We start from the raw sequence: 26,529 nt of genomic DNA, 5'->3' as shown, positions 1-26,529 counted from the left end.
CGGACAACTATCTCGCAGCCCTGAAGCTCGCATCCATCCGCATTTGGATTGCCGGGATATGAGTCCGCGTCCTAGGGCGCGCGCGGGCCGGGCGTGGCGGGGGCCGGGCGCGACAGGGCCGGGCGCGACGGGGGCCGCGGGCGGGCCCTTACGCGGCCTGCCGGGCCAGCCTGGCGCGGATGTCGTCCTCGGCATCCGGGCGCGATCCGGCCACCGCGGCCACGGCGATGCCCTGCACCAGCTCGACGCCGCACTCCGCCGCCGCCTCGACCTCCTCGCGCCGCTCCAGCCGCTTGGCGGCGACGGTGATGCCGAGATCGGCGCAGATCTCCACGATGCCGCGGATCATCCGCCGCCGCCCCGGGTCGCGGTCGGCGCCGCGGGTCAGCGGCGAGGCGAGCTTGACGATGTCCGGCAGCAGGTCCGCGGCCAGGTGGATCGGCGCCGCCCCCCCGAAATCGTCGAGCGAGAACAAGAGGCCCATCTCGTGGTGCACGTCGCGGATGATGCGCAGCCGCAGCGGGTCCTCGGACCGGGACCGGCCCACCGCCTCGAAGATCAGCGATTCGGCCCCGCGTCCCGCGGCCCCCAGCGCCATGAGCGAGGATTGCAGGTCCCGGTACGGGTCATGCACCGCCTCGGGCAGGAAGTTGATGCTGAGCCGGCCGGGCAGGCCCAGTTCCGCCGCCGCCTCGATGGCTTCGGTGCGGCAGCGCTGGTCGAAATGGTGGATGGTGTCGGGGGTGAGGGCGGCGAACAGCGTTTCGGGCCCGTCGCCGCAGGCGGTGCGCAGCAGCGCCTCGTGACCGAAGAGGCGGTCCTCCCGCAGGTCCCAGATCGGCTGGAAGGCGAAGCTCATCGGCTTGGCGAAGACGTGGCCGCCCTGTTCGGCAAGCCGCCCCTGTTTCAGCGCGCGGGCCTTCGGCGCGGCGGGGGCGGGCGCGGGCCCGCCGAACAGCTCCACCCCGCCGGGGGCGTCATCGCCGCCGCCGAACAGCTCGACGCCGCCGGGGGCGTCGTCGCCGCCGCCGAACAGCTCGACGCCGCCGGGCGCGTCACCGCCGCCGCCGAACAGCTCGACGCCGCCGGGGGCGTCGTCGTCGCCGCCGAACAGCTCGACGCCGCCGGGGGCGTCACCGCCGCCGCCGAACAGCTCCACGCCGCCGGGGGCGTCACCGCCGCCGCCGAACAACTCGACCCCGCCGGGGGCGTCGTCCTTGTCGCTGAAAAGCTCGACTCCGCCGGCGCCCTTCGCGCCGGCGGCTCCGTCCATCTCGAACATCACGCACCTCGTCCCATGCACAACAACTCACCCGAGCCGGAGCATGGGACAAAGGCGTTGATACGGGGTTAGCCCTCGGTCGAGAGGTCCCCGGCGAGGCCCTTTTCGATCAGCGCCGCCGTCTCCGCCACGCCGTAAAGCGCGATGAAGCCGCCGAAACGCGGGCCCTGCGAGGCGCCGAGCAGCACCTCGTAGATCGCCTTGAACCAGTCGCGCAGGTTCTCGAACCCGTGCTCCTTGCCGACGGCGTAGACCACGTTCTGCAGCGCCTCGGCCTCGTCCTCGCCCTCGGGCGCCCCGGTCCAGGCCAGCAGCCGACCGCGCAGGTCCGCCAGCGCCGCGGCCTCCTGCTCCGTCGCCGCGCGGTAGGTCTTGAACGGCGCGACCTTGTCCTCGTAGTAGCGCACCGCGTGGCCGGCGGCGGCGTCGAGGCCGGGATGCGTCTCGGGCGTCGCCTCGGGCGCGTAGCGGCGGATGAAGCCCCACATCGCGTCCTTGTCATGGGCCGAGGCCGCCGAGGCGAGGTTCAGCAGCATCGAGAACGGCACCACCAGGTCGCTCTCGGGCGGATTGCCGTTGTGGATGTGCCAGACCGGGTTCGCCAGCTTCTGCGCCGCGTCCTGGTTCGGATAGGCGCGCAGGTGCTGGTGATACTCGTCCACCGCCCGCGGGATCACGTCCCAGTGCAGGCGCTTGGCGGTCTTCGGCTTCTGGAACATGAACAGCGCCAGCGACTCGGTCGACGCATAGGTCAGCCACTCGTCGATGGTCAGCCCGTTGCCCTTGGACTTGGAGATCTTCTGCCCCTCGCCGTCGAGGAACAGCTCATAGACCATGTGCTCCGGCGCGGTCCCGCCGAGGGCGCGGCAGATGCCGTCATAGATCTTGGTGTTCGGCCCGTGATCCTTGCCGTACATCTCGAAATCGACGTCGAGCGCGGCCCAGCGGGCGCCGAAATCGGGCTTCCACTGCAGTTTTACGCGGCCGCCGGTGACGGGGATCGTCACATCCGTGCCGTCTTCATCTTCAAACGTGATCTCGCCGGTCTTGCCGTTCACGTCCTTCATCGGGACATAGAGCACCCGCCCCGTGGTCGGCGAGATCGGCAGGAAGCACGAATAGGTCTGCTGGCGTTCCTCGCGCAGCGAGGCGAGCATGATCTTCATGATCGCGTCGTAGCGCTCGGCCGCGCGCAGCAGGATGTCGTCCATCTTGCCGGACTTGTAGTACTCGGTCGCGCTCGCGAACTCGTACTCGAACCCGAAGGTGTCGAGGAACCGGCGCAGCTCGGCGTTGTTGTGATGCCCGAAGCTCTCATGCGTGCCGAACGGGTCGGGGACGACCGTCAGCGGCTCCTGCAGGTGCTGCTTCAGAAGCTCCTGCTGCGGCACGTTCTCGGGCACCTTGCGCATCCCGTCCATGTCGTCCGAGAACACCAGCAGCTTGGTGGGGATGTCGGAGATCAGCTCGAACGCGCGGCGGATCATGGTGGTGCGCGCCACCTCGCCGAAGGTGCCGATATGCGGCAGGCCCGAGGGGCCGTAGCCGGTCTCGAACAGGACGTGCCCCTTCTCGGGCGCCTTTTTCGCGTAACGTTTGACGAGCTTCTTCGCCTCCTCGAACGGCCAGGCCTTGGCGGAGAGGGCGGCGTCGGACAGCTCGGTCATCGCTATCGCTCCATGCGTAGTGCGGCGCGGCAAGCGCGCGGGGCAGGGGAAACACGAAAGGCGCGCCCCCCGCCTGTCGGGCGGGCCGGGCGCGCGCGTCTCGGCGGCGGGGCCGGTCCCCGCCACCCGCGGTTCCATATTGCGGCGCGGCGCGGCGGTCAATATGGTCGCGCTTCGCGCGCGCGGCAGGCGCCATTGCAGCCCAGCCGCGGGACAGGCCCCGGCCCCCGTTCCGGGGGCTGCGCGCGCAGGCAGGATGCCGGACAGGCAGGGAGGCGACGACATGCCCATTCTCAACGCGCAGGACGCCCTTGTGGCGATCATGGTCACCACCTCGGCCGCGGATGCGAGCGTGAGCGAGCGCGAGATGAAGTCCATCAAGCGGATCGTCGGCGCCATGCCCGCCTTCGACGATTACGACCATGACCGGATCGGCCCGATCGGCTCGGCCATGATGGACATGCTGGCCGAAGAGGACGGGCTGGACGCCATCCTCGGGCTGGTGAAGGAGGCGCTGCCCCCGCACCTGAACGAAACCGCCTACGCGATGGCCTGCGACGTGGCCGCCGCCGACGGCGCGGTCAAGCTGGCCGAGCTGCGGTTCCTCGAGATGGTGCGCCATGACCTCGGGGTCGGGCGCCTCGCCGCCGCGGCGATCGAGCGGGGGGCGCGGGCGCGCCACCAGAAGCTGACCCCGCCCGCCAACCCGGCGGCCTGATCCCGCCGCGGCCCGCGGCCCGGGTCGACGGCGCGGCACGAAAAAGCGGCGCGAAGGTCCCCCTTCGCGCCGCTTTGCCTTGCGCCTTTGCGCCGGGCCCTGCCGCGCCCCTCGCCCCGCCCGTCAGGCCGGGGCGGCGCCCGCCGGGCCCGCGGGCCCCGCATCCGCGTTGCGCTCGGGCCGCTGGAAGGCCAGCAGCACGAGCGAGCACCAGGCCGCGAAGAAGCACCAGACCGAGGCGAGCACCGCCGCCTGGTAGAGCATCAGCGTGGCGATGAAGGACGCGGCCAGCACCAGGCCGAACACCTTGGTCATCCGGTCCGACGAGCCCACCAGCGCCGCCGAGGCGGTGACGAAATAGACGTATTCCGTCCCGTGCGGGATCTTGAGATGCGCCAGGTACACGAGGTGGCCCTGGTATTTCTCGAGCGAGACCGGCGCCAGCGGGTCCATCACCGCCGCCGCGAACAGCACCCCCGCCACCGCGAAGCCCGCCGCCACGAAGGGCAGGAACAGCTTCTTGCGCCGCGGCTTCGTCTCGATCATCCAGCCCGCGAGCGGCCCCGCCGCGGGCCAGAACCCGACCGCGAAGAACAGGAACCCCATCGTCGCCGGCAAGTGCCATGACACCGGGACCGCGCCGTTGATGGCGAGCCAGACCAGCCCCTCGAACCCCTGCTGGATGCCGAAGAACAGCGGGAAGGCCGAGAGGAACGTCTTGCCCGCGCCGAAGCCGAGGCGCCGCGCGCGCACGATGGAGACCGTCCCCATCACCGTCAGCACCCCGAAGGCGGTGAAGCTCGCTTCCGCGGAAAAACACATGTCTCGATACCCCTGGCCTGTGCCGCGCGCATCCTGCGCGCCGCGGGCAGAATGACGTGGACGGGAGGCGAGGTGAAGGAAAAGCGGCGCCGCCCGCCCCGCTCCGGGCGCGGTTTCCCGCCGGGGTTGCACGCAAGCCGCCGCCGCCCCGTCCCACCGCGCGCGGCCGTGGCCGTGGCCGTCGCCGGGCCTGGGGACGGGAAGGGGCCTTGGCCGGGGCCGGGGCCGGGGAGGAGGCGCGCCGCGGCGCCGCCTCAGAGCCGCCGCGCCCAGGCGTTCAGCAGCCGCCGCTCCAGCGCCTGCGCGCGCTTGCGCCAGGTGGTCGAGCCGCGCGCGCGGTCGAGATCCTCCGCCGCCGCGCGCCGCGCGAGGTCCTCGGAGAAGATCGCGAAGGCGAAGCGGCGCCCCGACGCGGCGTCGAGATAGCCCGCCAGCCCGCGCACGAACAGCAGCGTGCCGGTCTTGGCCCGCGCCTCGACCCCCGGGGGCGGCGCGTCGGCGCCCGAGCCGAGCGGGACCGGCCGCAGCAGGTCATGGAGCGCGCCGCGCGGCAGCCCCGCCGGGTCGGCCCCCGCCGCGGCCGCCCCCGCGGCGACGCCGGGCGTGCGCGCCGCGCCGTCCGCGGCGCCGGGGACCGGCGCGGGCGGCGCCGCCGTCACCCCCGCGGCGCGGGCGGCGGCGGTCAGCATCCCGTCATCCCCCATCACCGCCGCGGCGCGCAGCGCGCGGGCCATCTGCAGCGGCGTGATGCGGCTCTGCGCGCTCAGCCCCGAATGGTTCTGCAGCGCGAGACCCTCCAGGTCCTCCAGCGCCGCGCGGCGCATCAGCCAGCGCGACATGGCGGCGGCCGATGGGGCCAGCCCCCCGGGCCGCGCCCCGCGGGCCCCCGAGGCGGCGAGGCCCAGCGCCTCGGCCGTCAGGTTGGTCGAGTAGCGCAGCATCCCGCGCAGGATCCAGTCCAGCGGCCGGCTTTCGTGCCGCGCCACCAGCGCGGCCCCCGCGGGCGCGGGCCCCTCGGTCGGGGCGGGCAGGGCGATGCCGCGCGCATCGGCCAGCGCCCGGAAGGCGTCGGCGGCGTAGATCGCCGGGCGGCGCACCGGCAGCCAGCGCCGCCCCTCCCGGCCCAGCGCATCGGGCGAGACGATCCAGGTCTCGGCCCCGCCCTGCAGCCCCGTCGCCTCCAGCGCCCCGCCGCCGGTGGCGCCGATGGCGGCGGCGACGGCGTTCACCTCGGCCTCGGTCCGGTCGGCGGCGGCCAGCATCGACAGCGCGTGCCCGTCGCCCGAGCGGGTCCAGCTCAGCGCCACGCGGTTGTAGTTGAGGTTCAGCCCCCCCACGGCGGGGTTGTAGGCGGCGTCCTCGGATTGCTCGGCGTCGATCCGGTCCATCTGCGCCAGCGCCGCGCCGTCGGCCAGGAACGGGCCCGCGGCCCGGCGCAGCCCCGCCGCGCGCGCCGCGTCGGCGAGGGCGGCGAGATCGTCGGTGTCGAAGCTCGGGTCCCCGCCGCCGACCAGCGCCACCGGGCCCGCGGCCACGCCGTCCCGCAGCCGCGCGGCGCGCAGCTCGGTCACGAAGCGGTGGTCGGGCCCGAAGGTCTCGAGCGCATAGAGCGCGGTCAGCGCCTTGACGGTCGAGGCGGGCGGGAAGGCCTGGTCGCCGTGGCGGACCTGCAGGACGGCGCCGGTGGCGATGTCGATCAGCGCGAAGCCGGTATGGCCGGTGATCCCGGCGCCGGCGATGAGCGCCTCGGCCCGGGCCTCGGCCTCGGCGAGCAGGCGGGCGGCCTCGGCCTCGGCGTCGAGGACCAGGGCCTCGGCGGCGGGGGAGGCGGCGACGGGCGCGGGCGGGCGCACGAAGCGCGCGCTCTCGCGCACCGAGGAGATCGGGCGGAAGGCGGGGCGCTCGACCGGGACCGGCGACGCGCCGGGCGCCTTCGCGAGGGCCGGGGGCGGCGCGAGGGCGGCGGCGGCGGCCGCGAGCAGCAGCGCCGCGCCGAGGCGCAGCGGGCGGCCGATGCGCAGGCGCGCGGCGCCCGCGCGGCGGATCGGCGGGGCCGGCCGGGGGCTGGACTCGAGGCTGAACTGGGGCATGGGGCGCCCTCCCGGCGGGTCACGCTGCCGCGCGCAGGGCGGCGCACGGCGGATCGGAAAACGAAGGGCACAATGCCTCGCCCGCCCGCGCCGCGCAATCGGGGCGCCGGGGCGGCGGTGAAACGGGGCGCCGCGGGGCGGTGGAGGCGGGGGGCTGTCGGGGGCCGGTTGGCGGCGGGGGCCGGTGGGGGCGGGGCCGGTTGGATGCGGCGGTCGAAGGCCCGGCCCGCGCGGCTTCCTCAGCCGTCCGCCGTGTCCCCGTCTGCGCCGCGCCCCTGCCGCGGCCAGGCGCCGCCCGCGCGGATGTCGGTGGAGGAGGCGGGGTCCATCGGCCCGGTCAGCAGCGTCCAGGCCGGGGCCTCGGCGAAGGGCAGCGCGCGGGCGGCCTCCGCCGGGCGGCGGGCGGCGGCGAAGCGGCGGGCGGTCGGGGACAGGCCCGCCGCGACCTGCGATCCGGGCCGCGCGATCACCGCCATGGGCACGGTGCGGGCGATCGTCTCCCACCTGTCCCAGCGGTGGAAGGAGGCGAGGTTGTCGGCCCCCATCAGCCACACGAAGCGCACCCCGGGATAGATCCGCCGCAGCCTGGCGAGCGTGTCGGCGGTGTAGCGCGCGCCGATCCGCGCCTCGATCCCCGTCACCTCGACCCGCGGGTGATCCATCATCGCCTTCGCCGCCGCGATCCGCGCCTCGAGCGCCGCCGGGCCATGGGGTTTCAGGGGGTTGCCCGGCGTCACCAGCCACCACACCCGGTCCAGCCCCAGCGCGGCCAGCGCCCGGCGGGTGATCAGCGCGTGCCCCCGGTGCGGCGGGTCGAACGAGCCGCCGAGCAGGCCGACGCGCAGGCCGGGCGGGGCGATGGGCAGGCCGGTGCGGATCATGGAACTCCCGGGCAGGACCGGCGCGGAACGGGCGCCTGTCCCAGCCCTAGCGAAGCGGGGGCGGGAAGGGAAGCCGCCCGACGCGGCGCGGCCGGGCGGGGGGGGGGCGGCGCGGGGCCCGGCGCGCCGCGCGCCGCGGGACTGTCCCCGGGCGGCGCCCCCGGCGCCTGCGCGCGGCCGGGCGGGCGAGCGGGGCCTTCAGGCCCCCGAGCCCGGCCGCACCCCCGGGACATCTGCCCGGGACATCTGGATGCACGGCTTCACCGGGGGCGTCCGCCCGCTCGGAGGGGGCGTGCGCCCCCGCCTCGCGGCCGGAGGCGTCGGCGCGGCCGCCGCCATCGCGCACCGGTCAGGCGCCGCGCCGCCGCAGCCCGGCCAGCGCCCCGAGGCCCAGCGCCAGCAGCCCGGCGGCCCCGGGCAGCGGCACGTCCGCCACCGCGGCGAAGGCCAGCGCCGAATAGGTCACCTGCTGCGCCGAAAGCCCCGACAGGTCCACCGCCGTCACCTCCGACACCTCGCCCTCGAACACGTAGGCGGCCTCGAAATCCATCCCCGCGCCGCCATCCTGGCGCGCGAACCACAGCACCGCGTCCTCGTCCGCCATCTCCGCCGCCGCGAGGTACGAGACCAGCGCGTGCTCGAAGCTGTGGAACCCCGCCTTCCATTCCCAGTGCTTGGCGATGGTCGAGATCACGTCGCCGGTGACCGCGTCCACCCGCCCCCAGACGCCGCCATACACCTCGTCCACGAAATGCTCGAGCCAGAAGGCCTGGGTCGCCGCCAGCCGGTCGCGGTCGCTCGCATCCGCCATCGCCAGCGAGGCGGCGAGCTGGTCGAGCTCGGCCGCGATCCACTCGCGCGACGTCGTCTCCGCCACGCCGCCCGAGGTCGCCTCGCTCCAGGACCCGTACTCGGGCAGGTACGCCTGCGCCAGCACCCCCTCGGCCCGGGTCGTGGCCCAAGCCGCCAGCTCGGCGTCGCCGATCTCGGCCGCCGTCTGGGCGATGAACCACAGCGTCTTGGCGTTGTGCCCGAAATCGATCCGCCCGTCGGGGGTGGAGGCGAGCACGTTCAGCAGCCCGCGCTCCTCGTTCCAGTAATTGTCGCGGATGTAATGGGCGATCTGCCCGGACTGCTCCAGGTACCCGGCCCGGTCCGCCTCGGGCGCCATCCGCGCCAGCATGTGGATATAGGTGTTGAGCGGGTCGAGATGCCCGGCGATCCGGTCGGCCGCCACGCCCTCGCCGCCGAAGCGCGAGAAGGCGCCGTCCCCGAGCCAGTAGTTCGACTGGATCGCCTGGTCGGTGGCGCGGATCTGCGCGTAGAGCGCCGGGTCCCCGGTCAGGTAATAGAGGAAGGTCGGCCCGAGCAGCCCGTAGACCTGGGTCTGCACCTCCTGGTCCATCGGCGCGCCCGCGGGCGAGTCATGCCGAACGCTGTAGCCGCGATGGAACATGCCGGTGACCGGGTCGGAATAGGTGTCGAACAGGTTCTGCGTCCCGGCCTGCGCCAGCTCCAGCCATTGCGGATCGCCGGTCATGTGGAAGGCGACGCCATAGGCGAAGACCTGCCGCGACTGCGCGACGAGCCAGCGGTCCGGGCGGTCCACGGTGGAATTGCCGCCGGTGGGGCAGGGCGCGCCCGCCGGGGCCAGCGTGCCGTCGTCGCAGCGCCGCGACGGGAAGGCGCCGACGGGATCGCCCAGCGCGTCGGGGACCGACCAGAACGGCAGCAGGTCGTTCAGCACGTGGTCCTGCCAGTCGGCGGCCGAGGGCAGGGCGACCTGCGCGGCGGCGGGCGCCGGGGCGGCCAGGCCGAGCGAAAGCGCGGCGGCGGAAATGGCGGCGGGACGCGCGGCGGCGCGCAGGAAAGAGCCTTTGAAAAGCATGTCGGCATCCGGCAATGGCGCGTCCCCGGGCGGCTGCGGGGGCGGTCCCGGCCATGATACGGGAATTGAACGGGGGGTGCAGCCCCCCCCTCGCCGGCCCCGGCGCGCGCGCCGCGGCGCCCTCGCCGCCCGCACCCTCGGGCGGCGGGGGCGAAACCGGGGCTTTCACTGGACGGCGCGCTGAGACATAAGTCCCCTTCGCAGAATCCCGAGACCCTCCAGCCCGAAGGATCGACCATGGCCTCCTACCAGTACGTGTACCACATGGACGGCGTGTCCAAGACGTATCCCGGCGGCAAGAAGTGCTTCGAGAACATCCGCCTCTCGTTCCTGCCCGGCGTGAAGATCGGCGTCGTCGGCGTCAACGGCGCCGGCAAGTCCACCCTGCTGCGCATCATGGCCGGCCAGGACAAGGATTTCACCGGCGAGGCCTGGGCCGCCAAGGGCGCCAAGGTCGGCTACCTGCCGCAGGAGCCGCAGCTGGACGAGACCCGCACCGTGCGTGAGAACGTCATGGACGGCGTGGCCGAGAAGAAGGCCCTCGTCGACGCGTTCAACGAAACCTCCATGAAGCTCGCCGAGGATTACACCGACGAGCTGATGGAGAAGATGACCGAGCTGCAGGACCAGATCGAGGCCCAGGACCTGTGGGACCTCGACAGCCAGGTCGACGTGGCCATGGAAGCCCTGCGCTGCCCGCCGGACGACGCCGACGTCTCCAAGCTCTCGGGCGGCGAGAAACGCCGCGTCGCGCTGTGCAAGCTGCTGCTCGAAGCCCCCGACATGCTGCTGCTGGACGAGCCGACCAACCACCTCGACGCCGAGACCATCGCCTGGCTGCAGAAGCACCTGATCGAGTACAAGGGCACGATCCTGATCGTGACCCATGACCGCTACTTCCTCGACGACATCACCTCCTGGATCCTCGAGCTCGACCGCGGGCGGGGCATCCCCTACGAGGGCAACTATTCGTCCTGGCTGGAGCAGAAGGCCAAGCGCCTCGAGCAGGAAGCGCGCGAGGACAAGTCGCGCCAGAAGACCCTGTCGCGCGAGCTCGAGTGGGTCCGCCAGGGCGCCAAGGCCCGCCAGGCCAAGTCCAAGGCCCGCCTGCAGCGCTACGAGGAACTGGCCAACCAGTCCGAGCGCGAGCAGGTCGGCAAGGCGCAGATCATCATCCCGCACGGCCCGCGCCTGGGCGGCAAGGTGATCGAGGTCGACAACATCAAGAAGGCCTTCGGCGAGAACCTGCTGATCGACGGGCTGACCTTCGACCTGCCCCCGGGCGGCATCGTCGGCGTGATCGGCCCCAACGGCGCCGGCAAGTCCACCCTGTTCCGCATGCTGACCGGGCAGGACCAGCCGGACGAGGGCACGATCACCTATGGCGACACGGTCAAGCTCGCCTATGTCGACCAGTCCCGCGACGCGCTCGACCCGAACAAGACGGTGTGGGAGGAGATCTCCGACGGGCTCGACATCATCAAGCTCGGCGAGGCGGAGATGGCCTCCCGCGCCTATTGCGGCGCCTTCAACTTCAAGGGCGGCGACCAGCAGAAGAAGGTCGGGCTGCTCTCGGGCGGTGAGCGCAACCGGGTCCACATGGCCAAGCTGCTGCGCTCGGGCGGCAACGTGCTGCTGCTCGATGAGCCGACCAACGACCTCGACGTCGAGACCCTGCGCGCCCTCGAGGACGCGCTGGAGAACTTCGCGGGCTGCGCGGTGGTGATCTCGCACGATCGCTGGTTCCTCGACCGGATCTGCACCCACATCCTCGCCTTCGAGGGCGACAGCCACGTGGAGTGGTTCCAGGGCGACTTCACCGCCTACGAGGAGGACAAGATCCGCCGCCTCGGCGCCGATGCGGCCGAGCCCAAGCGGATCAAGTACAAGAAGTTCACCCGCTGAGCGCGGGGCCGGGCCCGGGCGGGTCCGGTCGACGGCCTGCCGGAAAACCGAAACGCGCCGCCCGGGGGGATCTCGGGCGGCGCGTTTGCGTTCCGGCGGAAGCGTTCCGGGGGGGGGCGGGGGCGGCCCGGCGGCAGGCGCGGCGATGCGGCGGCGGCGTATCCGCGGGGCGGTCGGCGCCGGGTCATCGGTGCATCGCGTCGTGTCGGGGAGCGGCGGCGAAAGCCGACGGGCAGGGGCCCGCCGCCCGCCCGGCCAATACGCGGCCAGGAGAGGCGACGGGCGCCGGGGGCGCCTCGCGCGCGCGCCCGGTCGTCCGTGGGTCGCGATACGCAGCGACGCCTCGGGAACGTGGGGACATGGGGAAGGCGAACTTTGCAGGCCCCGTTCATCGTTCAGTGGAAAAGTCGCTATTTTTAAGGTGCATGTCACCTGCATTTTTGGGCAGTTCAGGATTTCTCGAAACCACATGCGCCATCGGGCGCCTTATTGAAGAAAATGCAACCAGGGGTTGCGGCCTAATTCAGGTGAATGAATTCGCCTTTCAGGCGAGTTCAAGCGGCTTCCGAACCGCGGAGGGCGGCGCCGAAGGGCGGATGCCCGGAGGGTGGGCCGCGGCCCGAATCGATTCGTCCACGAGATGCGCGGCGCCGGGCGCCCAGCCCCCCCAAAGCACGGGGGCCGGGCGACGCCTCCGCCGCCCGGCCCCCCGCCGTCCGCATCGCCCAAGCCCGCGGGCGCCCGGCCCCCGCCGTCCCGGCCCGCGGCGACGCCTCACTCCCCGCGCGGGAAGCGGGCGTTCTCCTCGACCACGTTGAGGTCCATGTGGTTGCGCATGAACCGCTCGGAGGCCGCCTGCAGGGGCTGGTGATCCCAGGGGTAATAGGCCCCGTTGCGCAGCGCCTCGTAGACGATGTGCCGCCGGGCCTGGCTCTCGCGCACCTCGGCGTCGTAGCGCGCGAGGTCCCAGCGCGCCCGCGCCTCGGCGTCGAACCGCTTCCACACCTCGGCATGGGCGGGGTCGTCGGCGAGGTTCTCCAGCTCGTGCGGGTCGGCCGAGAGGTCGAAGAGCTGGTCGGGATCGAGCGCGCAGCGGGTGAACTTCCACTTGCCCTGGCGCAGCGCGACCAGCGGCGCATAGGACGCCTCGGCCGCGTATTCCATCGCCACCGGGCTGGTGCGGGTCGCGCCCTCGGTCAGCGGCGCCAGGTTCTCGCCGTCGGTGAAGGGCGCCACCTCGCCCAGCGGCACGCCCGCGAGGGCGCAGACCGTGGGCGTCACGTCGATGGTCGAGACCGGCGTCTCGATCAGCCCCGGGGCCACGCCGTCGCCTGCGATCATCAGCGGCACGCGGGAGGAGCCCTCGTAGAAGCTCATCTTGAACCACAGGCCGCGTTCCCCGAGCATGTCGCCATGGTCCGAGACGAAGAGGATCGTCGCCTCCTGCCGGGTCGCCTCCATCGCGTGCAGGATCTCGCCGATCTTGTCGTCGAGATAGGAGATGTTGGCGAAATAGGCGCGGCGGGACCGGCGGATGTTCTCTTCCGTGATCTCGAAATTGCGCCAGTCATTGGCGTCGAAGATCCGCTTCGCATGGGGATCATGCGCGTCGTAATCCATCGCCGGGACCTCGGGCAGCAGGTGCTCGCAGTCCTCGTAGAGGTCCCAGTACTTGCGCCGGGCCACGTAAGGGTCGTGCGGGTGGGTGAAGCTGACCGTCAGCATCCAGGGCCGCGGGTCCTTGCCGCGGCTCAGGTCATAGACCTTGCGCACGGCGTTGTAGGCGACCTCGTCGTCATACTCCATCTGGTTGGAGATTTCGGCCACGCCCGCGCCGGTCACCGAGCCCATGTTGTGATACCACCAGTCGATCCGCTCCCCGGGCTTGCGGTAATCGGGGGTCCAGCCGAAATCGGCCGGGTAGATGTCGGTGGTCAGCCGTTCCTCGAACCCGTGCAGCTGGTCGGGGCCGACGAAATGCATCTTGCCCGACAGCGCCGTCTGCCAGCCCGCCCGGCGCAGGTGATGCGCGTAGGTGGGGATGGCCGAGGAGAATTCGGCCGCGTTGTCATAGACCCCGGTGCGGCGCGGCAGCTGCCCGGACATGAAGCTCGCCCGCCCCGGGGCGCAGAGCGGCGAGGCGGTGTAGGCGTTCTTGAACCGCGCCGATTTCGCCGCCAGCGCCTTGAGGTTCGGCGCGTGCAGCCAGTCGGCCGGGCCGTCCGGGAACAGGGTGCCGTTCAGCTGATCCACCATCAGGATCAGGATGTTGGGGCGCTTCATTGGGGGTCCTTTTTCGCCAGGTGAAGGTCGAGGTAATCAAGTGCGGCGGCCGTGCAGGCCCCGCGCGGCGGCGGCGGGGTCTCCAGCGCGCGGCGGATGTAGAGCCCGTCGATCATGGCCGCGAGGCCGAGCGCGATCGTCTCGGCCCGCGCCCCGGCCAGGGGCCGCAATTCGTTCAGAAGGTTCGAGCGCAGCCGGCGGTGATAGATGTGCAGCAGCCGCGCCACCGATTCCGACTTGCGCGCCCGGACGTAGAAGCTCAGCCACGCGGCCACCGCCTCGGGCGCCAGGTTGATGTCCGCGAAATTGGCGCCGACCACCGCGCGCAGCCGCGCCTCGGGCGTGTCCGCCGCCGCCGCCAGCGCCCGGCGCACCTCGGCCGCGTAGTCGCTCAGCAGGCGGCGCATGGCGGCGAGGAAGATCTGTTCCTTCGAGCCGAAGTAGTGATGGGCCAGCGCCGGCGACATCCCCGCGCGTTTCGCGATCTGGCTGACGGTCACGTCAAGCGAACCGGTGCGCCCGATTTCGCCTATCGCGGCGTCGACCAGCGCTTTTCGGCGCGCAGGCTCCACTCCTTTTCGACCCATGGGGGCGCATCTCCCGACATAATGTTCCGGCGCCGCCAAGCGCAGGGTTGCAAACCGGACTTGAATGCATCCTAATTGAGCCGTCAATCAATGAAATCATTCGGGCCGGGGAACGCGGTCCGGGTGGCAACGACGCGCCCCGCGCGACCAACAATGCGATCAAGCTCGCAGGGAGACTGACCGAAGATGAAGAAGCTCGCCGCCGCCCTCCTGGGCGCCGCCCTCGCCCCCGCCGCCGCTTCCGCCGCCGATTGCGGCTCGGTGGTGATGACCGAGATGAACTGGAAATCCTCCCAGGTCGTCACCTCCGTCGCCAAGTTCGTGCTCGAGCAGGGCTATGGCTGCGAGGTGACCATGGTCGCCTCCTCGACCGTCCCCGCCCTCGCCTCGGTCGCCGAGACCGGCAAGCCCGACATCGTGACCGAGCTGTGGATCAACGGCGCCCCGGCCTATGAGAAGATGGAGGCCTCGGGCAAGATCACCACGCTGACCGACGTGCTGTCCGACGGCGGCGTCGAGGGCTGGTGGATCCCGCAATACCTCGTGGACGCGCATCCCGAGCTGGCCACCCTCGAGGGCGTGCTGGCCAATCCCGAGCTGGTCGGCGGCCGCTTCCACCAGTGCCCCGAGGGCTGGGGCTGCCAGCGCGCCAACGCCTCGAAGGGCGCCGCCGCGGGCCTCGAGGGCGCGGGCATCGAGCTGTTCCAGCACGGCTCGGGCGAGACGCTCGCCGCCTCGATCGCCTCGGCCTTCGAGAACCAGGAGCCCTGGTTCGGCTACTACTGGGGGCCGACCGCGATCCTCGGCAAGTACCCGATGCACAAGATCTCGCTGGGCGAGTACATCCCCGAGGTGCACACCTGCGATTCGGACCCCGAGTGCCCGACCCGCGGCGAGCGGCTGTCCGAGTACCCGGTGTCCCCGGTCAAGACCGTCGTGACCAACACCTTCTCCGAGGAGCAGCCCGAGGCCTCGGCCTTCATGGCCAACCTCTCGTTCACCAACGAGCAGATGAACGGCATCCTGGCCTGGATGGACGACAACGACGCCACCGCCGAGGAAGCGGCCGTCTACTTCCTGACCTCCGAGAAGGACCTGTGGATGGGCTGGCTGGACGACGAGGCGAAGGCCAAGCTGTCCGAGCTGTTCTGATCGGCGCCTGACGCGCTCCGGGAAAGGGCGCCCTCCGACACGCCGGGGGGCGCCCTTTTCCTTTCCAACACGGCCGGCGCGGACACGGCCCGCATCGCAGCCCGGCAGGTCGTGCCGGCCTTCGACGCGGACCCGGAAAACCGGGCGGCATGGCGGGTCCCGAGGGGACGGGACCGGCCGCGGATCCAACAGGGAACGGGTGAAAATGTCTTTCTATTCAGGGGTGTTCGACGGGCTCGGCCTGCGCGAATGGTGTGACGCGGACAAGCAGGAAGGGCCGATGACCATGGCCCAGCTGCTGGCGCGCAAGAAGGCCGCGGCGGGCGGCGGCGGCGAGGAGGTCGACGCGGCCGCCGAGGCCGCGGGGGGCTTTCCGTTCCCCTCGCTCGACAACCTGCATTCGGCCTGCGACGCGATCCCGCGCACGCGCGATTTCACCACCGGGGCCGAGCAGGCCTTCCTCGACGTGAAGGACCCGATGAAGGTGGTGCTGGACCCGATGACCCAGCCGCTGTCCTTCCTGCTCGACTGGGCGCTGGCGCTGTTCGAATGGCTGCCCTGGTTCGTGCTGATCCCGGCGCTGCTGCTGCTGACCTGGTACGCGACCCGCGCCGCGGGCGTGGTGGCGCTGGTGGCGGCGACCTTCCTCGGGATGGCCTTCATCGACCATTACGACGCGGCGGCGCAGACCCTCGCCATCGTCTTCGTCTGCACGATATTCTGCGTCGCGCTGGGCGTGCCGATCGGCATCGGCATGGCGCGCAACGACACGGCGCAGCGGATCCTGATCCCGGTGCTGGACATGCTCCAGACCCTGCCGACCTTCGTCTACCTGATCCCGCTGATCTTCCTGTTCTCGGTGACGGAATCGAAGCTCTACGGCATCGCCATCATCCTCTACGCCATCGTGCCGGTGATCCGCCTGACCAATCTCGGCATCCGGCTGGTGGACAAGGACGTGATCGAGGCCGCGGACGCTTTCGGCATGACCGACAAGCAGAAGCTGTTCGGCGTGCAGATCCCGCTGGCGCTGCCGAACATCATGGCGGGCGTGAACCAGACCATCATGATGTCGCTGGCCATGGTCGTCATCGCCTCGCTGGTCTCGGCCCCGGGCCTCGGCGTCCTCGTGCTGCGCGGCATCCGCAACCTCGAGCTTGGCGTCGGCCTCGTCTCGGGCCTGTGCATCGTGCTGCTGGCCATCGTGCTCGACCGGTCGACCAAGGCCGCGCTGAGCCGCATCGACAAGTCCGAGCGCTGAGGGAGGGACCGACATGACGCAACCCAAGGTTTCCATCCGCGGTCTCTACAAGATCTTCGGCGAGGACCCCCTGGCGGCGCTGACCCATGTCCGCGCCGGCATGGGCAAGCCCGAGCTGCTGGAGACGCATGGCCACGTGCTCGGCCTGCAGGACATCAATGTCGACATGCAGCCGGGCGAGATCACCGTCATCATGGGCCTCTCGGGGTCCGGCAAGTCGACGCTGATCCGGCACCTCAACCGGCTGATCGAGCCGACGGCGGGCGAGATCCTCGTCGACGGCGACGACGTGATGAAGCTCGGGCCGCAGCAGCTGCTGGAGATGCGCAAGACCCGCATGTCCATGGTGTTCCAGAAGTTCGCGCTGTTCCCGCACCGCACGGTGCTGGACAACGCGGGCATGTCCCGGCGCATCCGCGGCGAGGGCGAGGACGTGGCGGACCGCGAGGGCAAGAAGTGGCTCGACCGCGTCGGCCTCTCGGGCTTCGAGGGCAGCTACCCGGCCCAGCTGTCGGGCGGCATGCAGCAGCGCGTCGGCATCGCCCGGGCGCTGGCCTCGGACTCGGACATCATGCTGATGGACGAGGCGTTCTCGGCGCTCGACCCGCTGATCCGCACCGACATGCAGGACCTGCTGCTCGAACTCCAGGCCGAGCTGCACAAGACCATCATCTTCATCACCCATGACCTCGATGAGGCGCTGAAGCTGGCCGATCACCTGGTGATCCTCAAGGACGGCGCCGTGGTCCAGCAGGGCGAGCCGCAGGAGATCCTGCTGCACCCGAACGACCCGTACATCGTCGACTTCATCTCGGACATCAACCGCGCCCGCGTGCTGCGCGTGCGCTCGGTGATGGAGAAGTCGACCGCCGAGCCGGTGAATTGCGCGGGCGAGGTGCAGGCCAACGACAACCTCGAGAGCGTGATCGGCAAGTCCGAGGGCGACACCACCCGCAACTACCGGGTGATGCACGAGGGCGCGCAGGTCGGCATCCTGCACATGACCGACCTGGTGAAGGCGCTGGTGCCCACCGCGGCCTCGGAAGCGGGGCTGCGGGCGGGCGCGGCCTGAGGGGCGCGGGTCGATGACCGGGAAAGACACGGGGGGCGGGGCCGGATCGGCCTCGCCCTCGTCGCCTTCAGGGACGGGCGCCGGGACGGGGGGCGGGGCCGGGCAGGGGCGCGCCGCCCCCGCCGCTCCCGCCGCCGTGCCGCCGCCGCCCTGCGCCCCGAGCCTGCGCGGGCTGCTGCTGTCGCGCCTGCTGCTGCCGGTCGCCATGCGCCGCCGCCGCGCCACGCCGATCTCCGAGCGGATCTCCGCCGACCGCGCCGCGGGTCCCGCGCGCCCCCCGGCCGCCCTCGCCCCGCGGGTGCGCGAGGAGGACGGGCCCGGCGGGCGCCGCTTCGTCCTCTCTCCGCCGACCGGGGCCGCCCCCGCGCCCTGGCGGATCCTCTATTTCCACGGCGGCGGGTATCTCTTCGACCTGATCGACCCGCACTGGACCCTGCTGGCGGGCCTCTCCGCCGCCTCGGGGGCCGAGATCGCCATCCCGCTCTACCCCCTCGCCCCCGAGGCGGAGGTGGAGCAGGGTCTCGAGGCGGCCGAGGCCGCGTGGCACGCCCTGGCGGGCGCCCAGGGCGCGTCCCGCGTGGTCCTGTGCGGCGATTCCGCGGGGGGCGGGCTGGCGCTGTCGCTCGCCTGCCGCCTGCGCGACCGGGGCCTGCCCCTGCCCGCCGCGCTGGCGTTGATCGCGCCCTGGCTCGACGTCGCCGCCGCGGGGCCGGACCAGCGCCGCCTCGCCCGGCGCGACGCGATCCTGACGCCGGGCTTCCTGCGCGAGGCGGGGACCCTCTGGGCCGGGGGGCGGGCGGTCGAGGCGCCCTCGGTCAGCCCGCTCCATGCCGCGCCCGAGGGGCTGCCGCCCACGATGATCGCGGTGGGGGATCGGGACATGCTGCTGTCGGACGCGCGCCGCTGGGCCGCGAAATCCCCCGCCACGCAGCTTCGGGTCTATTCGCAGATGTTCCACGTCTTCCCGGCGGCGGACATCCCCGAGGGGCGCCACGCGCTCGCCGCCCTCGCCGGGTTCTGCGCCGCCCATGCCGGGGGCTGAGGCGGTCCGGGGCGTCCCGGCCCGGCGCGGGTTGCGCGGGCGGGGCGCGGCGCCTTAACTGTTCCGCCCTTGTTCCCTTTGCCGCGGAGCCATTTCATGACCGTCCACATGCGTCCCTTCCGCCCCGCCGACATTCCCGCGGGCAAGGCCCTGTCGGATGCCGAGAACTGGCCGCCCCGGATCGCGGACTGGGAATTCCACCTCGCGCGCTCGGAAGGCGTGGCGCTGGAGGAGGACGGGCGCGTGCTCGCCTGCACCCTGACCACGCCGCTGGGGCCGGACGTCGGCGGCATCTCCAACGTGCTGGTGGACCGCGCGGCCCGGGGCAGGGGCCTCGGGCGCCGGGCGGTGGAGGGGGCGATGGAGCTGGCGGCGGGGCGGGAGCTGCGCCTCTGGGCCACCGCGGAGGGGCGCCCGCTCTATGAAAAGCTCGGCTTCGCGGCGGAGGGGGAGGTGCTGCAGCTGCAGGGCGTGCTCGCGCGCGCGCCCCGGGCGCCTGTGCTCGGCGCCGTCGGGCTCGGCCCCGACGCGCTGGCCGAGATCTGCGCCCTCGACCGCCGCCATTTCCAGGCCGACCGGCGCCAGACCATCGCCGCCTTCCTGGCGAACCCGGAGGCGGAGGCGATCGGGGTCCGCGGCCCGGACGGGCTGACCGCCTGGGCCGCGCGCCGTCCCTTCGGCTTCGGGGAAGAGATCGGCCCGGTGATCGCAGGGGATGCCGAGACCGCCGCGGCGCTGGTCGCAAAGCTGATGCAGGGCCGCGCCGGGCGCTACCTGCGGGTGGATGCGGACGGGGACGGCGCCTTCGCCGCGGCGGTGCAGGGCTTCGGGCTGCCCTGCATGTCGCGGGTCACCTTCATGCGCCGCGGCGCGCGCACCCCGCGCCCGACCGTGTTCGGCCTGTCCGACCAGGGCATCGGCTGAGGGGGATCGGCTGAGGGGGCGTCGGCAGGGGCCGCCGCCGCCGGACCCGGCCTGCGCGCCCGGGGGCGTCCCGGGGCGCCGCCCGCCGGTCCCCCGGCAGGCGCCGCCCCGGCGGGGGCTCAGAAATTCACCCGGTCGCCGCCCTTGAGCTGCAGGATCTCGCGCGCCTCGTCCGGGGTCGCGATCTCGCAGCCCAGCCCCTCGAGGATGCCGCGCACCTTCGTGACCTGCTCGGCATTGCTCTCGGCCAGGCGCCCCTTGCCGAGCCAGAGGCTGTCCTCCAGTCCCACCCGCACGTTGCCGCCCATCGCCGCCGCCTGCGCCGCGATGCGCATCTGCGCAGCCCCCGCGCCCAGCACCGACCAGCGGTAGGCGTCGCCGAACAGCCGGTCGGCGGTGCGCTTCATGTGGGCGACGTCCTCGGGGTGCGGGCCGATCCCGCCCAGGATCCCGAACACCGACTGGACGAAGAAGGGCGGCGTCACCAGCCCGCGGTCGACGAAATGCGCCAGCGTGTAGAGGTGGCCGATATCGTAGCACTCGATCTCGAACCGTGTCTGGTTCTCGGCGCAGGCCGTCAGGATGTTCTCGATGTCCTGGAAGGTGTTTTTGAAGATCCGGTCCTTCGAACCCGCGAGCAGCGGCTCCTCCCAGTCATGCTGGAAGTCCTTGTAGCGGTTCAGCATGGGGTAGAGGCCGAAATTCATCGAGCCCATGTTGAGGCTGGCGACCTCGGGCTTGAATTCGACCACCGGGCGCATGCGTTCCTCGACGCTCATGGTCGGAGAGCCGCCGGTGGTGATGTTGACCACCGCGTTGGTGCGCTGGCGGATGGAGGCGAGGATCGGCGCGAAGGCCTCGGGGCTCTGGTCCGGGCGGCCGTCCTTCGGGTCGCGCGCGTGCAGGTGGACGATGGCCGCCCCCGCCTCGGCCGCGCCGACGGCGGCGTCGGCGATCTCCTCGGGGGTCACCGGCAGGTGCGGGGACATGGACGGGGTGTGGATGGACCCGGTCACCGCGCAGGTGATGATGGTCTTTCCCGCGGTGGTCATGGCGGCTTCTCTCCCTGTTCGCCGGGCGGTTGCTCCGCCCTGTCGCCGGGGCCGTGCGTGATGCGGGCGGCCCCGGGCCAGAGCAAAGCACGTCGCGCGGCGCCGCGCCAAGCGCGCGATTAACTGCATCGCAAGGCAGGCCCCGTATCCCCGGTCCCATGTGCGGTGGGAGCGGATGATGATGACGCAATGGCGGCGCCTTGCGGCCGGGGCGCGAAGACGCGGCGCGCGAGAAGACGCGGCGCAGGGAGACGGCGCGCGTGGCGACGGCGCACGTGGCGACGGCGCACGGGGAGACGCCGCGCGGGGAGACGACGCACGGGGAGACGCCGCGCGGGGAGACGCCGCACGGGGAGACGCCGCGCGGCGATCCCGGGCGCGCCGATCCCGGACGCCGGGTGGACTGGCGCCATGGGCGCGGGGCCCGGGTTGCGCGTCGGTCGGCGCGTGGGCCGCGGGGTGCGCGGCGCGCGCCGCCGCCGCGCCCGCGCGGCCCCGCCGGCGCGTCCTCGCGGCCGCGCTCGGCGCGCTGCTGGCCCTGTGCGGCCTGCCGGCGGCCGCCGCGCCGGGCGGAAGCGCCGCCCCCCTCGCCGCCGCCCCCCTCACCTTCGCCGTGGTGCCGCAGAAAAGCGCCGCCGCCACCCTGCGCGCCTGGACGCCGCTGGCCGAATGGCTCTCGCGCCGCATGGGGGCGCCGGTGCGGCTGGTCACCGCCGCCGACATCCCCGCCTTCGAAAGCTGCCTCGCGCGCGGGGCCTACGACATCGCCTACATGAACCCCTATCACTTCGTGACCTTCAACGCCGATCCCGGCTACCGCGCCGTCGCCCACCGGCGCGGCGACCGGCTGCACGGCGTGCTGGTGGCGAAGCGCGACGGGCCGATCCGCACGCCCGAGGACCTCGAGGGGCGGCCCATCGCCTTTCCCTCGCCCGCCGCCTTCGGCGCCAGCCTGGTGCAGCGGGCCGAGCTGCGGGCCCGCGGCATCGCCTTCATGCCGCGCTACGTGCGCAGCCACGAATCCGTCTACCTCGCCGTCGCGCGCGGCCTGATCCCGGCCGGGGGCGGGGTGATGCGCACCCTGCGCACCATGCCGCTCGAGGTGCAGGACCAGCTGGTGGTGATCCACCAGACCGAGGGCTACACCCCCCATGCCGTGGCCGTCGGGCCGCAGGTGCCGAAGATGGTCCGCGCCCGCCTGCGCATGGCCCTCGCCGACGCCGGGGCGGCGCCGCAGCAGCCGCTCGCGCCGCTCGGATTCACCGCGTTCGAGCTCGCCGACGACGCGGCCTGGGACGACGTGCGCGCGCTCGGCATCCCGCCCCAGGACGCGGGGCTCCAGCTTGCATGGCGGTCGCAATGTCTTTCCGACTGAAGCTCATCCTCGGGGTGCTGGCGCTCCAGGCGGCGTTCCTGGCCGCCTTCATCCTCGGCAACGTCGTCTGGGCGACGCGCATGGCGCGCGAGCAGATGCGGGTCGAGGCGGATTTCGCCTCGGGCATGGGCCGGCGCGCGCTGCTCGACGCCGCCCTGTCCTATGACATCGCCACCGTGGACGCGGTGCTGGACGAGCTGGCCCGGTCCGAGCTGGTCAGCCACGCCTCGCTGCTCGACGCCCACCTGCACATGATGGCCGAGGCGGGCGAGAGCCTGCCGCCGGTCGCCTACTCGGTCCCGCACGCGGATGACGCGCCCGCGCCCCCGGGGGCGGAGCACATGGACGGCTTCTACCTGCACGACCCGTCCGAGGGCGAGGCGACCCCGGCCCAGGGCGAATTCACCTTCCACGAGGATTCGCTCGAGACGCTGCGCTCCGTCGACGGCCCCTCGGGGCATATCGGCTGGCTGCGCCTGCGCATGCCGACCGAGGCGGCGGCGGGCCGGGTGCAGGGGCTGCTCGCCTTCAACCTCGCCGCCGCCGCCGTCGGCCTCGCGGGGCTGCTCGCCGCCGCGCTCTGGTTCTCCGGCCACCTGTCGCGCCGCATCCTGCTGCTGCGCGACGGCGCAGACCGCATCGCCTCGGGCGATGTCGATTTCCGCCTGCCAGAGGACGGGGGGGACGAGATCAGCCGCGCCGCCGCGGGCTTCAACCAGATGAGCGCGGCGCTGCGCGAGGAACGCCGCCGCCTCGACCGCCGCATCGGCTCGGACCACCTGACCGGCGCCGCCAACCGCATCGGCCTGCGCCAGTTCCTCGACCGCTGGCGCGCCGCGCCCGCCGCGCGCGGGCTGGCGCTGCTGCATGTCGATCTCGACCGCTTCAAGCTGGTCAACGACACCAAGGGGCACAAGGCCGGGGACGTGGTGCTGGCCGAGGTCACCCGCCGCCTGCGCGAGCGCACGCCCGAGACCGGGATCGTCGCGCGGATCGGCGGGGACGAGTTCGTGCTGGCCCTTCCCGACGGCCCGGACGCCGAGCTGACGGAGCTGGCCGAGGACCTGATCGGCGCGGTGTGCGAGCCGGTGCCCTTCGCGGGCGAGACGCTCTGCGTCGGGGCCAGCGTCGGCATCGCCCGCCTCTCGCCCGGCGCGACCGAGGGCGAGGCGGAGCTGGCGATGATCAACGCCGACATCGCGCTCTACGCCTCCAAGGAAGGCGGGCGCGGCCGCGTCACCCTGTTCGACGACCGCATGCGCCGCCGGGTGGAGGCCCGCGCCCGCGTGGTCGAGGAGGTCCGCCGCGGCCTCGAGATGGCCGATTTCCTGCCCCTGCTGCAGCCCCAGCTGCGCCTCTGCGACGGGGTGGTGACGGGGGTCGAGACGCTGGCCCGCTGGCGCCACCCCGAGCGCGGCCTCGTCCCCCCCGGCCAGTTCATGGAGGCGGTGGGCGACGGCGACCTGCTGGTGGAGATCGACGACATCGTGCGCGACAAGGCCTGCGCCTGGCTCGCCGCCCGCCGCGCCGCCCGCCCGCGGGAGGCGCCGCTGCGCCTCGGCTTCAACCTGCCCCCCGGGCAGCTGCGGGATGAGCGCACGCCCGAGCGCCTCGCCACCGTGATCTGCCGCCACGGGATCGACGCCGGGGATATCGGTCTCGAGGTCCGCGAGGGCGCGGTGATCGAGGCGCAGGGCGGGCGCGGGGACGAGACCCTCGGGCTGCTGGTCGAATGCGGCTTCCATATCGAGCTGGGCGCCTTCGGGGCGGGCCGCGCCTCGCTGCCCATGCTCTCCGAACGCTCGGTCAGCCGGATCCGCATCGACCGCAGCCTGGTGTCCGGCGTGGATGCCGACCCGCAGAAGCGGCGGCTGGTGGACGCGCTGATCGGCATCGGCCAAGCGCTGGGGATCGAGACCCTGGCCGAGGGGGTGGAGACCGCGGGCGAGCTGCAGGCGCTGCGCGAGGCGGGCTGCGACACGGCGCAGGGCTATGTCATCGCCCACCCGATGCCGCCGGACGAGCTGTCGGACTGGCTCGACGCCCGCGCCGCCGCCACGCCGCTGGACGCCGCCCGCCGGGCCTGAGCGCCGGGACTGGGCGCAGGACCTGGGGGATTGGCCTGGGCGCGGGGCCTGAACGCGGGGCCTGAACGCGCCTGAACGTCGGGTCCGGGCGCCCCGGCCCGCCGCCCCGCGCGCGCCGCCCCCGGCGGCGCCGGGCGGGCGCGCGGGAGGCCCCGTGCCTCCCCAAGCCCGGCCGCACGCCCGCGCCCGCCATCCCGGGCGCCGCCCCTCCCCGCTTCCGCCTGCCGGAAAACCCTTCCGCGCCCGCCCGCGCGCATTGCCGTTCCCCGCGGCGTCATGCGATCCATTCCCCTCGCCCCCGTGCGCGCCCGCCGCGCGCCAAGGGGGGGCGCGATCCACACGCGACGGGAGGGGAGGCCCAGCCATGGCGATCCGAAAACTCAAGGGCGGCAAGCCCGAGGCCGACAAGGCCGAAGACGACCGCAAGGTGCGCGAGACGGTGGAAACCATCCTCGCCGACATCGAGACCCGCGGCGACGCCGCCGTGCGCGAGCTCTCGGCGAAATTCGACGGCTACAGCCCGGGCGCCTTCCGCCTCACCCCCTCCGAGATCGAGGCGGCGATGCAGAAGGTCTCCACCCGCGACATGGAGGACATCCGCTTCGCCCAGGCCCAGATCCGCCGCTTCGCCGAGGCGCAGCGGGCCAGCATGACGGATATCGAGGTCGAGACCGTCCCCGGCGTCATCCTCGGCCACCGCAACATCCCGGTGCAATCCGTCGGCTGCTACGTGCCGGGCGGCAAGTTCCCCATGGTCGCCTCGGCGCACATGTCCGTGCTGACCGCCGCGGTGGCGGGCGTCCCGCGCATCGTCGCCAGCGCCCCGCCGGTGAACGGCGCCCCCCACCCGGCCATCGTCGCGGCGATGCAGATGGGCGGCGCGCACGAGATCCTCTGCCTCGGCGGCATCCAGGCCGTCGGCGCCATGGCGCTGGGCACCGAGACGCTCGACCCCGTCCACATGCTCGTCGGCCCCGGCAACGCCTTCGTGGCCGAGGCCAAGCGGCAGCTCTTCGGCCGGGTCGGGATCGACCTCTTCGCCGGACCCACGGAAACCATGGTCATCGCCGACGACACGGTGGACGCCGAGATGTGCGCCACCGACCTGCTGGGCCAGGCCGAGCATGGCTACAACTCGCCCGCCGTCCTCGTGACCAATTCCGAGGCGCTGGCGACCGCCACCCTGGCCGAGATCGACCGCCTGCTGCAGATCCTGCCGACCGCCGAGACCGCCGCCGCCTCCTGGCGCGATTATGGCGAGGTCTGGCTCTGCGACGCGCACGAGGAGATGCTCGAGGTCGCGAACGACATCGCCTCGGAGCATGTGCAGGTGATGACCGACCGCGACGACTGGTATCTCGAGAACATGACCTCCTACGGGGCGCTGTTCCTCGGGCCGCGCACCAACGTGGCGAATGGCGACAAGGTGATCGGCACCAACCACACGCTGCCCACCAAGAAGGCCGGGCGCTACACGGGCGGGCTCTGGGTCGGCAAGTTCCTGAAAACCCACTCTTACCAGAAGGTCACGACCGACGCGGCCGCGGCCGAGATGGGGGCGTATTGCTCCCGCCTGTGCATGCTCGAGGGCTTCGTCGGCCATGCCGAGCAGGCCAACCTGCGCGTGCGCCGCTATGGCGGCAAGAACGTGCCCTATGGGGAGGCCGCGGAATGATGCTGCCGGACACGCCGAATTTCGACCTGACGGGCCGCCGGGCGCTGGTGGCCGGGGGATCCTCCGGCATCGGGCTGGGCTGCGCCGCGGGGCTGGCCCGCGCCGGGGCGGAAGTGACGGTCGCCGCCCGCCGCATGGGCCCGGTGGAGGAGGCCGTCGAGGCCCTGCGCGCCGAGGGCCACGCCGCCCACGCCATGCAGCTCGACCTCGACGACGTGGAGGGGATGCGCGCCGCCGTCAGCGCGGCGGGCCCGTTCGACATCCTGGTGAACTCGGCCGGCCTCGCGCGCCATTCCAAGGCCGCGGAAACCACGCCCGAGGATTTCGACGCCGTCGCCTCGGGCAATTTCCGCGGGGCCTATTTCCTGGCGCAGGCGGTGGCGAACGGGCTGATCGCCGCCGGGAAACCGGGTTCGATCATCACCGTCTCCTCCCAGATGGGCCATGTCTCGGGGCCGGAACGAGCGCTTTATTCCGCCACCAAGCACGCCGTCGAGGGCTTCACCAAGGGCATGGCGTTGGAATGGGGCGCGCACGGGATCCGGGTCAACACCATCGGCCCGACCTTCATCCGCACCCCGCTGACCGAGCCGACCTTCGCCGACCCGGAAAAACTCGCCTGGGTGCAGTCGAAGATCGCCCTCGGGCGGGTCGGCACGGCGGGCGACATCGCCGGGGCGGCGGTGTTCCTCGCCTCCGACGCCGCGGCGCTGGTCACCGGGACCGCGCTGCTGGTCGATGGCGGCTGGACCGCGGCCTGAGGCGC

General features: G+C 72.8%; 20 protein-coding genes. 11 read left to right on the top strand and 9 right to left on the bottom strand.

What is annotated here, in order from left to right:
- Nucleotides 1–148: 148 nt before the first annotated feature.
- The gene (locus tag ACQ5SO_RS12750) at nucleotides 149–1,282 is read right to left on the bottom strand and encodes an EAL domain-containing protein (protein ID WP_430941987.1); all 1,134 of its coding nucleotides are present in this window, start codon (nucleotides 1,280–1,282) and stop codon (nucleotides 149–151) included.
- 68 nt (nucleotides 1,283–1,350) lie between these two features.
- Nucleotides 1,351–2,949, bottom strand: coding sequence for a lysine--tRNA ligase (locus ACQ5SO_RS12745; RefSeq protein WP_430941986.1), 1,599 nt, complete (start codon nucleotides 2,947–2,949; stop codon nucleotides 1,351–1,353).
- Between the two features lie 283 nt (nucleotides 2,950–3,232).
- Here ACQ5SO_RS12745 and ACQ5SO_RS12740 point away from each other — a divergent pair, with 283 nt between their 5' ends.
- The gene (locus ACQ5SO_RS12740; RefSeq protein ID WP_430941985.1) at nucleotides 3,233–3,667 is read left to right on the top strand and encodes a tellurite resistance TerB family protein; all 435 of its coding nucleotides are present in this window, start codon (nucleotides 3,233–3,235) and stop codon (nucleotides 3,665–3,667) included.
- A gap of 123 nt (nucleotides 3,668–3,790) precedes the next feature.
- Here the strand turns inward: ACQ5SO_RS12740 and ACQ5SO_RS12735 are convergent, their stop codons facing one another.
- The 4 genes from ACQ5SO_RS12735 to ACQ5SO_RS12720 form a co-directional block, all read right to left on the bottom strand.
- The gene (locus ACQ5SO_RS12735) at nucleotides 3,791–4,489 is read right to left on the bottom strand and encodes a DUF6629 family protein (RefSeq protein WP_430941984.1); all 699 of its coding nucleotides are present in this window, start codon (nucleotides 4,487–4,489) and stop codon (nucleotides 3,791–3,793) included.
- Between the two features lie 254 nt (nucleotides 4,490–4,743).
- Nucleotides 4,744–6,579, bottom strand: a complete 1,836-nt coding sequence (dacB, locus tag ACQ5SO_RS12730; protein WP_430941983.1) for a D-alanyl-D-alanine carboxypeptidase/D-alanyl-D-alanine endopeptidase — start codon at nucleotides 6,577–6,579, stop codon at nucleotides 4,744–4,746.
- A 239-nt stretch (nucleotides 6,580–6,818) separates the two neighbouring features.
- On the bottom strand, nucleotides 6,819–7,457 hold the full coding sequence (locus ACQ5SO_RS12725) for a nicotinate-nucleotide adenylyltransferase (protein ID WP_430941989.1): 639 nt from the start codon (nucleotides 7,455–7,457) through the stop codon (nucleotides 6,819–6,821).
- Between the two features lie 352 nt (nucleotides 7,458–7,809).
- On the bottom strand, nucleotides 7,810–9,348 hold the full coding sequence (locus ACQ5SO_RS12720; RefSeq protein WP_430941982.1) for a hypothetical protein: 1,539 nt from the start codon (nucleotides 9,346–9,348) through the stop codon (nucleotides 7,810–7,812).
- A 237-nt stretch (nucleotides 9,349–9,585) separates the two neighbouring features.
- Here ACQ5SO_RS12720 and ettA point away from each other — a divergent pair, with 237 nt between their 5' ends.
- Nucleotides 9,586–11,253, top strand: a complete 1,668-nt coding sequence (ettA, locus tag ACQ5SO_RS12715; protein WP_430941981.1) for an energy-dependent translational throttle protein EttA — start codon at nucleotides 9,586–9,588, stop codon at nucleotides 11,251–11,253.
- Nucleotides 11,254–12,027: 774 nt separating this feature from the next.
- On the opposite strand, the gene betC is transcribed toward ettA, so the two are convergent.
- Both betC and betI read right to left on the bottom strand, forming a co-directional pair.
- The gene (gene betC, locus ACQ5SO_RS12710) at nucleotides 12,028–13,536 is read right to left on the bottom strand and encodes a choline-sulfatase (RefSeq protein WP_430941980.1); all 1,509 of its coding nucleotides are present in this window, start codon (nucleotides 13,534–13,536) and stop codon (nucleotides 12,028–12,030) included.
- Nucleotides 13,533–14,123: a transcriptional regulator BetI gene (betI, locus tag ACQ5SO_RS12705; protein WP_430941979.1), complete on the bottom strand. Its 591-nt coding sequence runs from the start codon at nucleotides 14,121–14,123 to the stop codon at nucleotides 13,533–13,535. The genes betC and betI overlap by 4 nt, the downstream gene beginning before the upstream one ends.
- Before the next feature lie 186 nt (nucleotides 14,124–14,309).
- Here betI and ACQ5SO_RS12700 point away from each other — a divergent pair, with 186 nt between their 5' ends.
- From ACQ5SO_RS12700 to ACQ5SO_RS12680, 5 genes are all read left to right on the top strand, one after another.
- Nucleotides 14,310–15,275 carry a glycine betaine ABC transporter substrate-binding protein gene (locus tag ACQ5SO_RS12700; RefSeq protein ID WP_430941978.1) on the top strand — a complete coding sequence of 322 codons (966 nt, stop codon included), beginning with the start codon at nucleotides 14,310–14,312 and terminating at the stop codon, nucleotides 15,273–15,275.
- A gap of 205 nt (nucleotides 15,276–15,480) precedes the next feature.
- Nucleotides 15,481–16,536: an ABC transporter permease gene (locus ACQ5SO_RS12695; RefSeq protein ID WP_430941977.1), complete on the top strand. Its 1,056-nt coding sequence runs from the start codon at nucleotides 15,481–15,483 to the stop codon at nucleotides 16,534–16,536.
- 13 nt (nucleotides 16,537–16,549) lie between these two features.
- Nucleotides 16,550–17,608 carry a quaternary amine ABC transporter ATP-binding protein gene (locus tag ACQ5SO_RS12690; RefSeq protein ID WP_430941976.1) on the top strand — a complete coding sequence of 353 codons (1,059 nt, stop codon included), beginning with the start codon at nucleotides 16,550–16,552 and terminating at the stop codon, nucleotides 17,606–17,608.
- A 13-nt stretch (nucleotides 17,609–17,621) separates the two neighbouring features.
- The gene (locus tag ACQ5SO_RS12685) at nucleotides 17,622–18,650 is read left to right on the top strand and encodes an alpha/beta hydrolase fold domain-containing protein (RefSeq protein ID WP_430941975.1); all 1,029 of its coding nucleotides are present in this window, start codon (nucleotides 17,622–17,624) and stop codon (nucleotides 18,648–18,650) included.
- 96 nt (nucleotides 18,651–18,746) lie between these two features.
- Nucleotides 18,747–19,574, top strand: coding sequence for a GNAT family N-acetyltransferase (locus ACQ5SO_RS12680; RefSeq protein ID WP_430941974.1), 828 nt, complete (start codon nucleotides 18,747–18,749; stop codon nucleotides 19,572–19,574).
- Nucleotides 19,575–19,693: 119 nt separating this feature from the next.
- Here the strand turns inward: ACQ5SO_RS12680 and ACQ5SO_RS12675 are convergent, their stop codons facing one another.
- The gene (locus tag ACQ5SO_RS12675) at nucleotides 19,694–20,626 is read right to left on the bottom strand and encodes a 3-keto-5-aminohexanoate cleavage protein (RefSeq protein WP_430941973.1); all 933 of its coding nucleotides are present in this window, start codon (nucleotides 20,624–20,626) and stop codon (nucleotides 19,694–19,696) included.
- Between the two features lie 613 nt (nucleotides 20,627–21,239).
- Between ACQ5SO_RS12675 and ACQ5SO_RS12670 the strand changes: the two genes are divergently transcribed.
- The 4 genes from ACQ5SO_RS12670 to ACQ5SO_RS12655 all read left to right on the top strand — a co-directional run bounded on the left by ACQ5SO_RS12670 (nucleotide 21,240) and on the right by ACQ5SO_RS12655 (nucleotide 26,524).
- Nucleotides 21,240–22,001: a phosphate/phosphite/phosphonate ABC transporter substrate-binding protein gene (locus ACQ5SO_RS12670; RefSeq protein WP_430941972.1), complete on the top strand. Its 762-nt coding sequence runs from the start codon at nucleotides 21,240–21,242 to the stop codon at nucleotides 21,999–22,001.
- Nucleotides 21,986–24,088 (top strand): putative bifunctional diguanylate cyclase/phosphodiesterase, encoded by a 2,103-nt coding sequence (locus ACQ5SO_RS12665; protein ID WP_430941971.1) that lies wholly within the window; start codon nucleotides 21,986–21,988, stop codon nucleotides 24,086–24,088. Before ACQ5SO_RS12670 ends, ACQ5SO_RS12665 begins: the two co-directional genes overlap by 16 nt.
- 364 nt (nucleotides 24,089–24,452) lie before the next feature.
- On the top strand, nucleotides 24,453–25,763 hold the full coding sequence (gene hisD, locus ACQ5SO_RS12660; RefSeq protein WP_430941970.1) for a histidinol dehydrogenase: 1,311 nt from the start codon (nucleotides 24,453–24,455) through the stop codon (nucleotides 25,761–25,763).
- A complete protein-coding gene (locus ACQ5SO_RS12655) occupies nucleotides 25,760–26,524 on the top strand; it encodes an SDR family NAD(P)-dependent oxidoreductase (protein WP_430941969.1) in 765 nt (254 codons plus the stop codon). The genes hisD and ACQ5SO_RS12655 overlap by 4 nt, the downstream gene beginning before the upstream one ends.
- The last annotated feature ends 5 nt before the right edge of the window (nucleotides 26,525–26,529 follow it).

Origin of the sequence: Rhodovulum sp. DZ06 (assembly GCF_050586345.1) — a bacterium.
Lineage (GTDB): Bacteria > Pseudomonadota > Alphaproteobacteria > Rhodobacterales > Rhodobacteraceae > JBOCEF01.
This window is presented reverse-complemented; position numbering and strand designations above follow the sequence as displayed.

What these genes read in the sequence shown, in the direction of transcription:
- ACQ5SO_RS12750 (WP_430941987.1), bottom strand. Translation starts at nt 1,282, where the DNA reads ATGTTCGAGATGGACGGAGCCGCCGGCGCGAAGGGCGCCGGCGGAGTC.
- ACQ5SO_RS12745 (WP_430941986.1), bottom strand. Translation starts at nt 2,949, where the DNA reads ATGACCGAGCTGTCCGACGCCGCCCTCTCCGCCAAGGCCTGGCCGTTC.
- ACQ5SO_RS12740 (WP_430941985.1), top strand. Translation starts at nt 3,233, where the DNA reads ATGCCCATTCTCAACGCGCAGGACGCCCTTGTGGCGATCATGGTCACC.
- ACQ5SO_RS12735 (WP_430941984.1), bottom strand. Translation starts at nt 4,489, where the DNA reads ATGTGTTTTTCCGCGGAAGCGAGCTTCACCGCCTTCGGGGTGCTGACG.
- dacB (WP_430941983.1), bottom strand. Translation starts at nt 6,579, where the DNA reads ATGCCCCAGTTCAGCCTCGAGTCCAGCCCCCGGCCGGCCCCGCCGATC.
- ACQ5SO_RS12720 (WP_430941982.1), bottom strand. Translation starts at nt 9,348, where the DNA reads ATGCTTTTCAAAGGCTCTTTCCTGCGCGCCGCCGCGCGTCCCGCCGCC.
- ettA (WP_430941981.1), top strand. Translation starts at nt 9,586, where the DNA reads ATGGCCTCCTACCAGTACGTGTACCACATGGACGGCGTGTCCAAGACG.
- betC (WP_430941980.1), bottom strand. Translation starts at nt 13,536, where the DNA reads ATGAAGCGCCCCAACATCCTGATCCTGATGGTGGATCAGCTGAACGGC.
- betI (WP_430941979.1), bottom strand. Translation starts at nt 14,123, where the DNA reads ATGGGTCGAAAAGGAGTGGAGCCTGCGCGCCGAAAAGCGCTGGTCGAC.
- ACQ5SO_RS12700 (WP_430941978.1), top strand. Translation starts at nt 14,310, where the DNA reads ATGAAGAAGCTCGCCGCCGCCCTCCTGGGCGCCGCCCTCGCCCCCGCC.
- ACQ5SO_RS12695 (WP_430941977.1), top strand. Translation starts at nt 15,481, where the DNA reads ATGTCTTTCTATTCAGGGGTGTTCGACGGGCTCGGCCTGCGCGAATGG.
- ACQ5SO_RS12690 (WP_430941976.1), top strand. Translation starts at nt 16,550, where the DNA reads ATGACGCAACCCAAGGTTTCCATCCGCGGTCTCTACAAGATCTTCGGC.
- ACQ5SO_RS12685 (WP_430941975.1), top strand. Translation starts at nt 17,622, where the DNA reads ATGACCGGGAAAGACACGGGGGGCGGGGCCGGATCGGCCTCGCCCTCG.
- ACQ5SO_RS12680 (WP_430941974.1), top strand. Translation starts at nt 18,747, where the DNA reads ATGACCGTCCACATGCGTCCCTTCCGCCCCGCCGACATTCCCGCGGGC.
- ACQ5SO_RS12675 (WP_430941973.1), bottom strand. Translation starts at nt 20,626, where the DNA reads ATGACCACCGCGGGAAAGACCATCATCACCTGCGCGGTGACCGGGTCC.
- ACQ5SO_RS12665 (WP_430941971.1), top strand. Translation starts at nt 21,986, where the DNA reads ATGTCTTTCCGACTGAAGCTCATCCTCGGGGTGCTGGCGCTCCAGGCG.
- hisD (WP_430941970.1), top strand. Translation starts at nt 24,453, where the DNA reads ATGGCGATCCGAAAACTCAAGGGCGGCAAGCCCGAGGCCGACAAGGCC.
- ACQ5SO_RS12655 (WP_430941969.1), top strand. Translation starts at nt 25,760, where the DNA reads ATGATGCTGCCGGACACGCCGAATTTCGACCTGACGGGCCGCCGGGCG.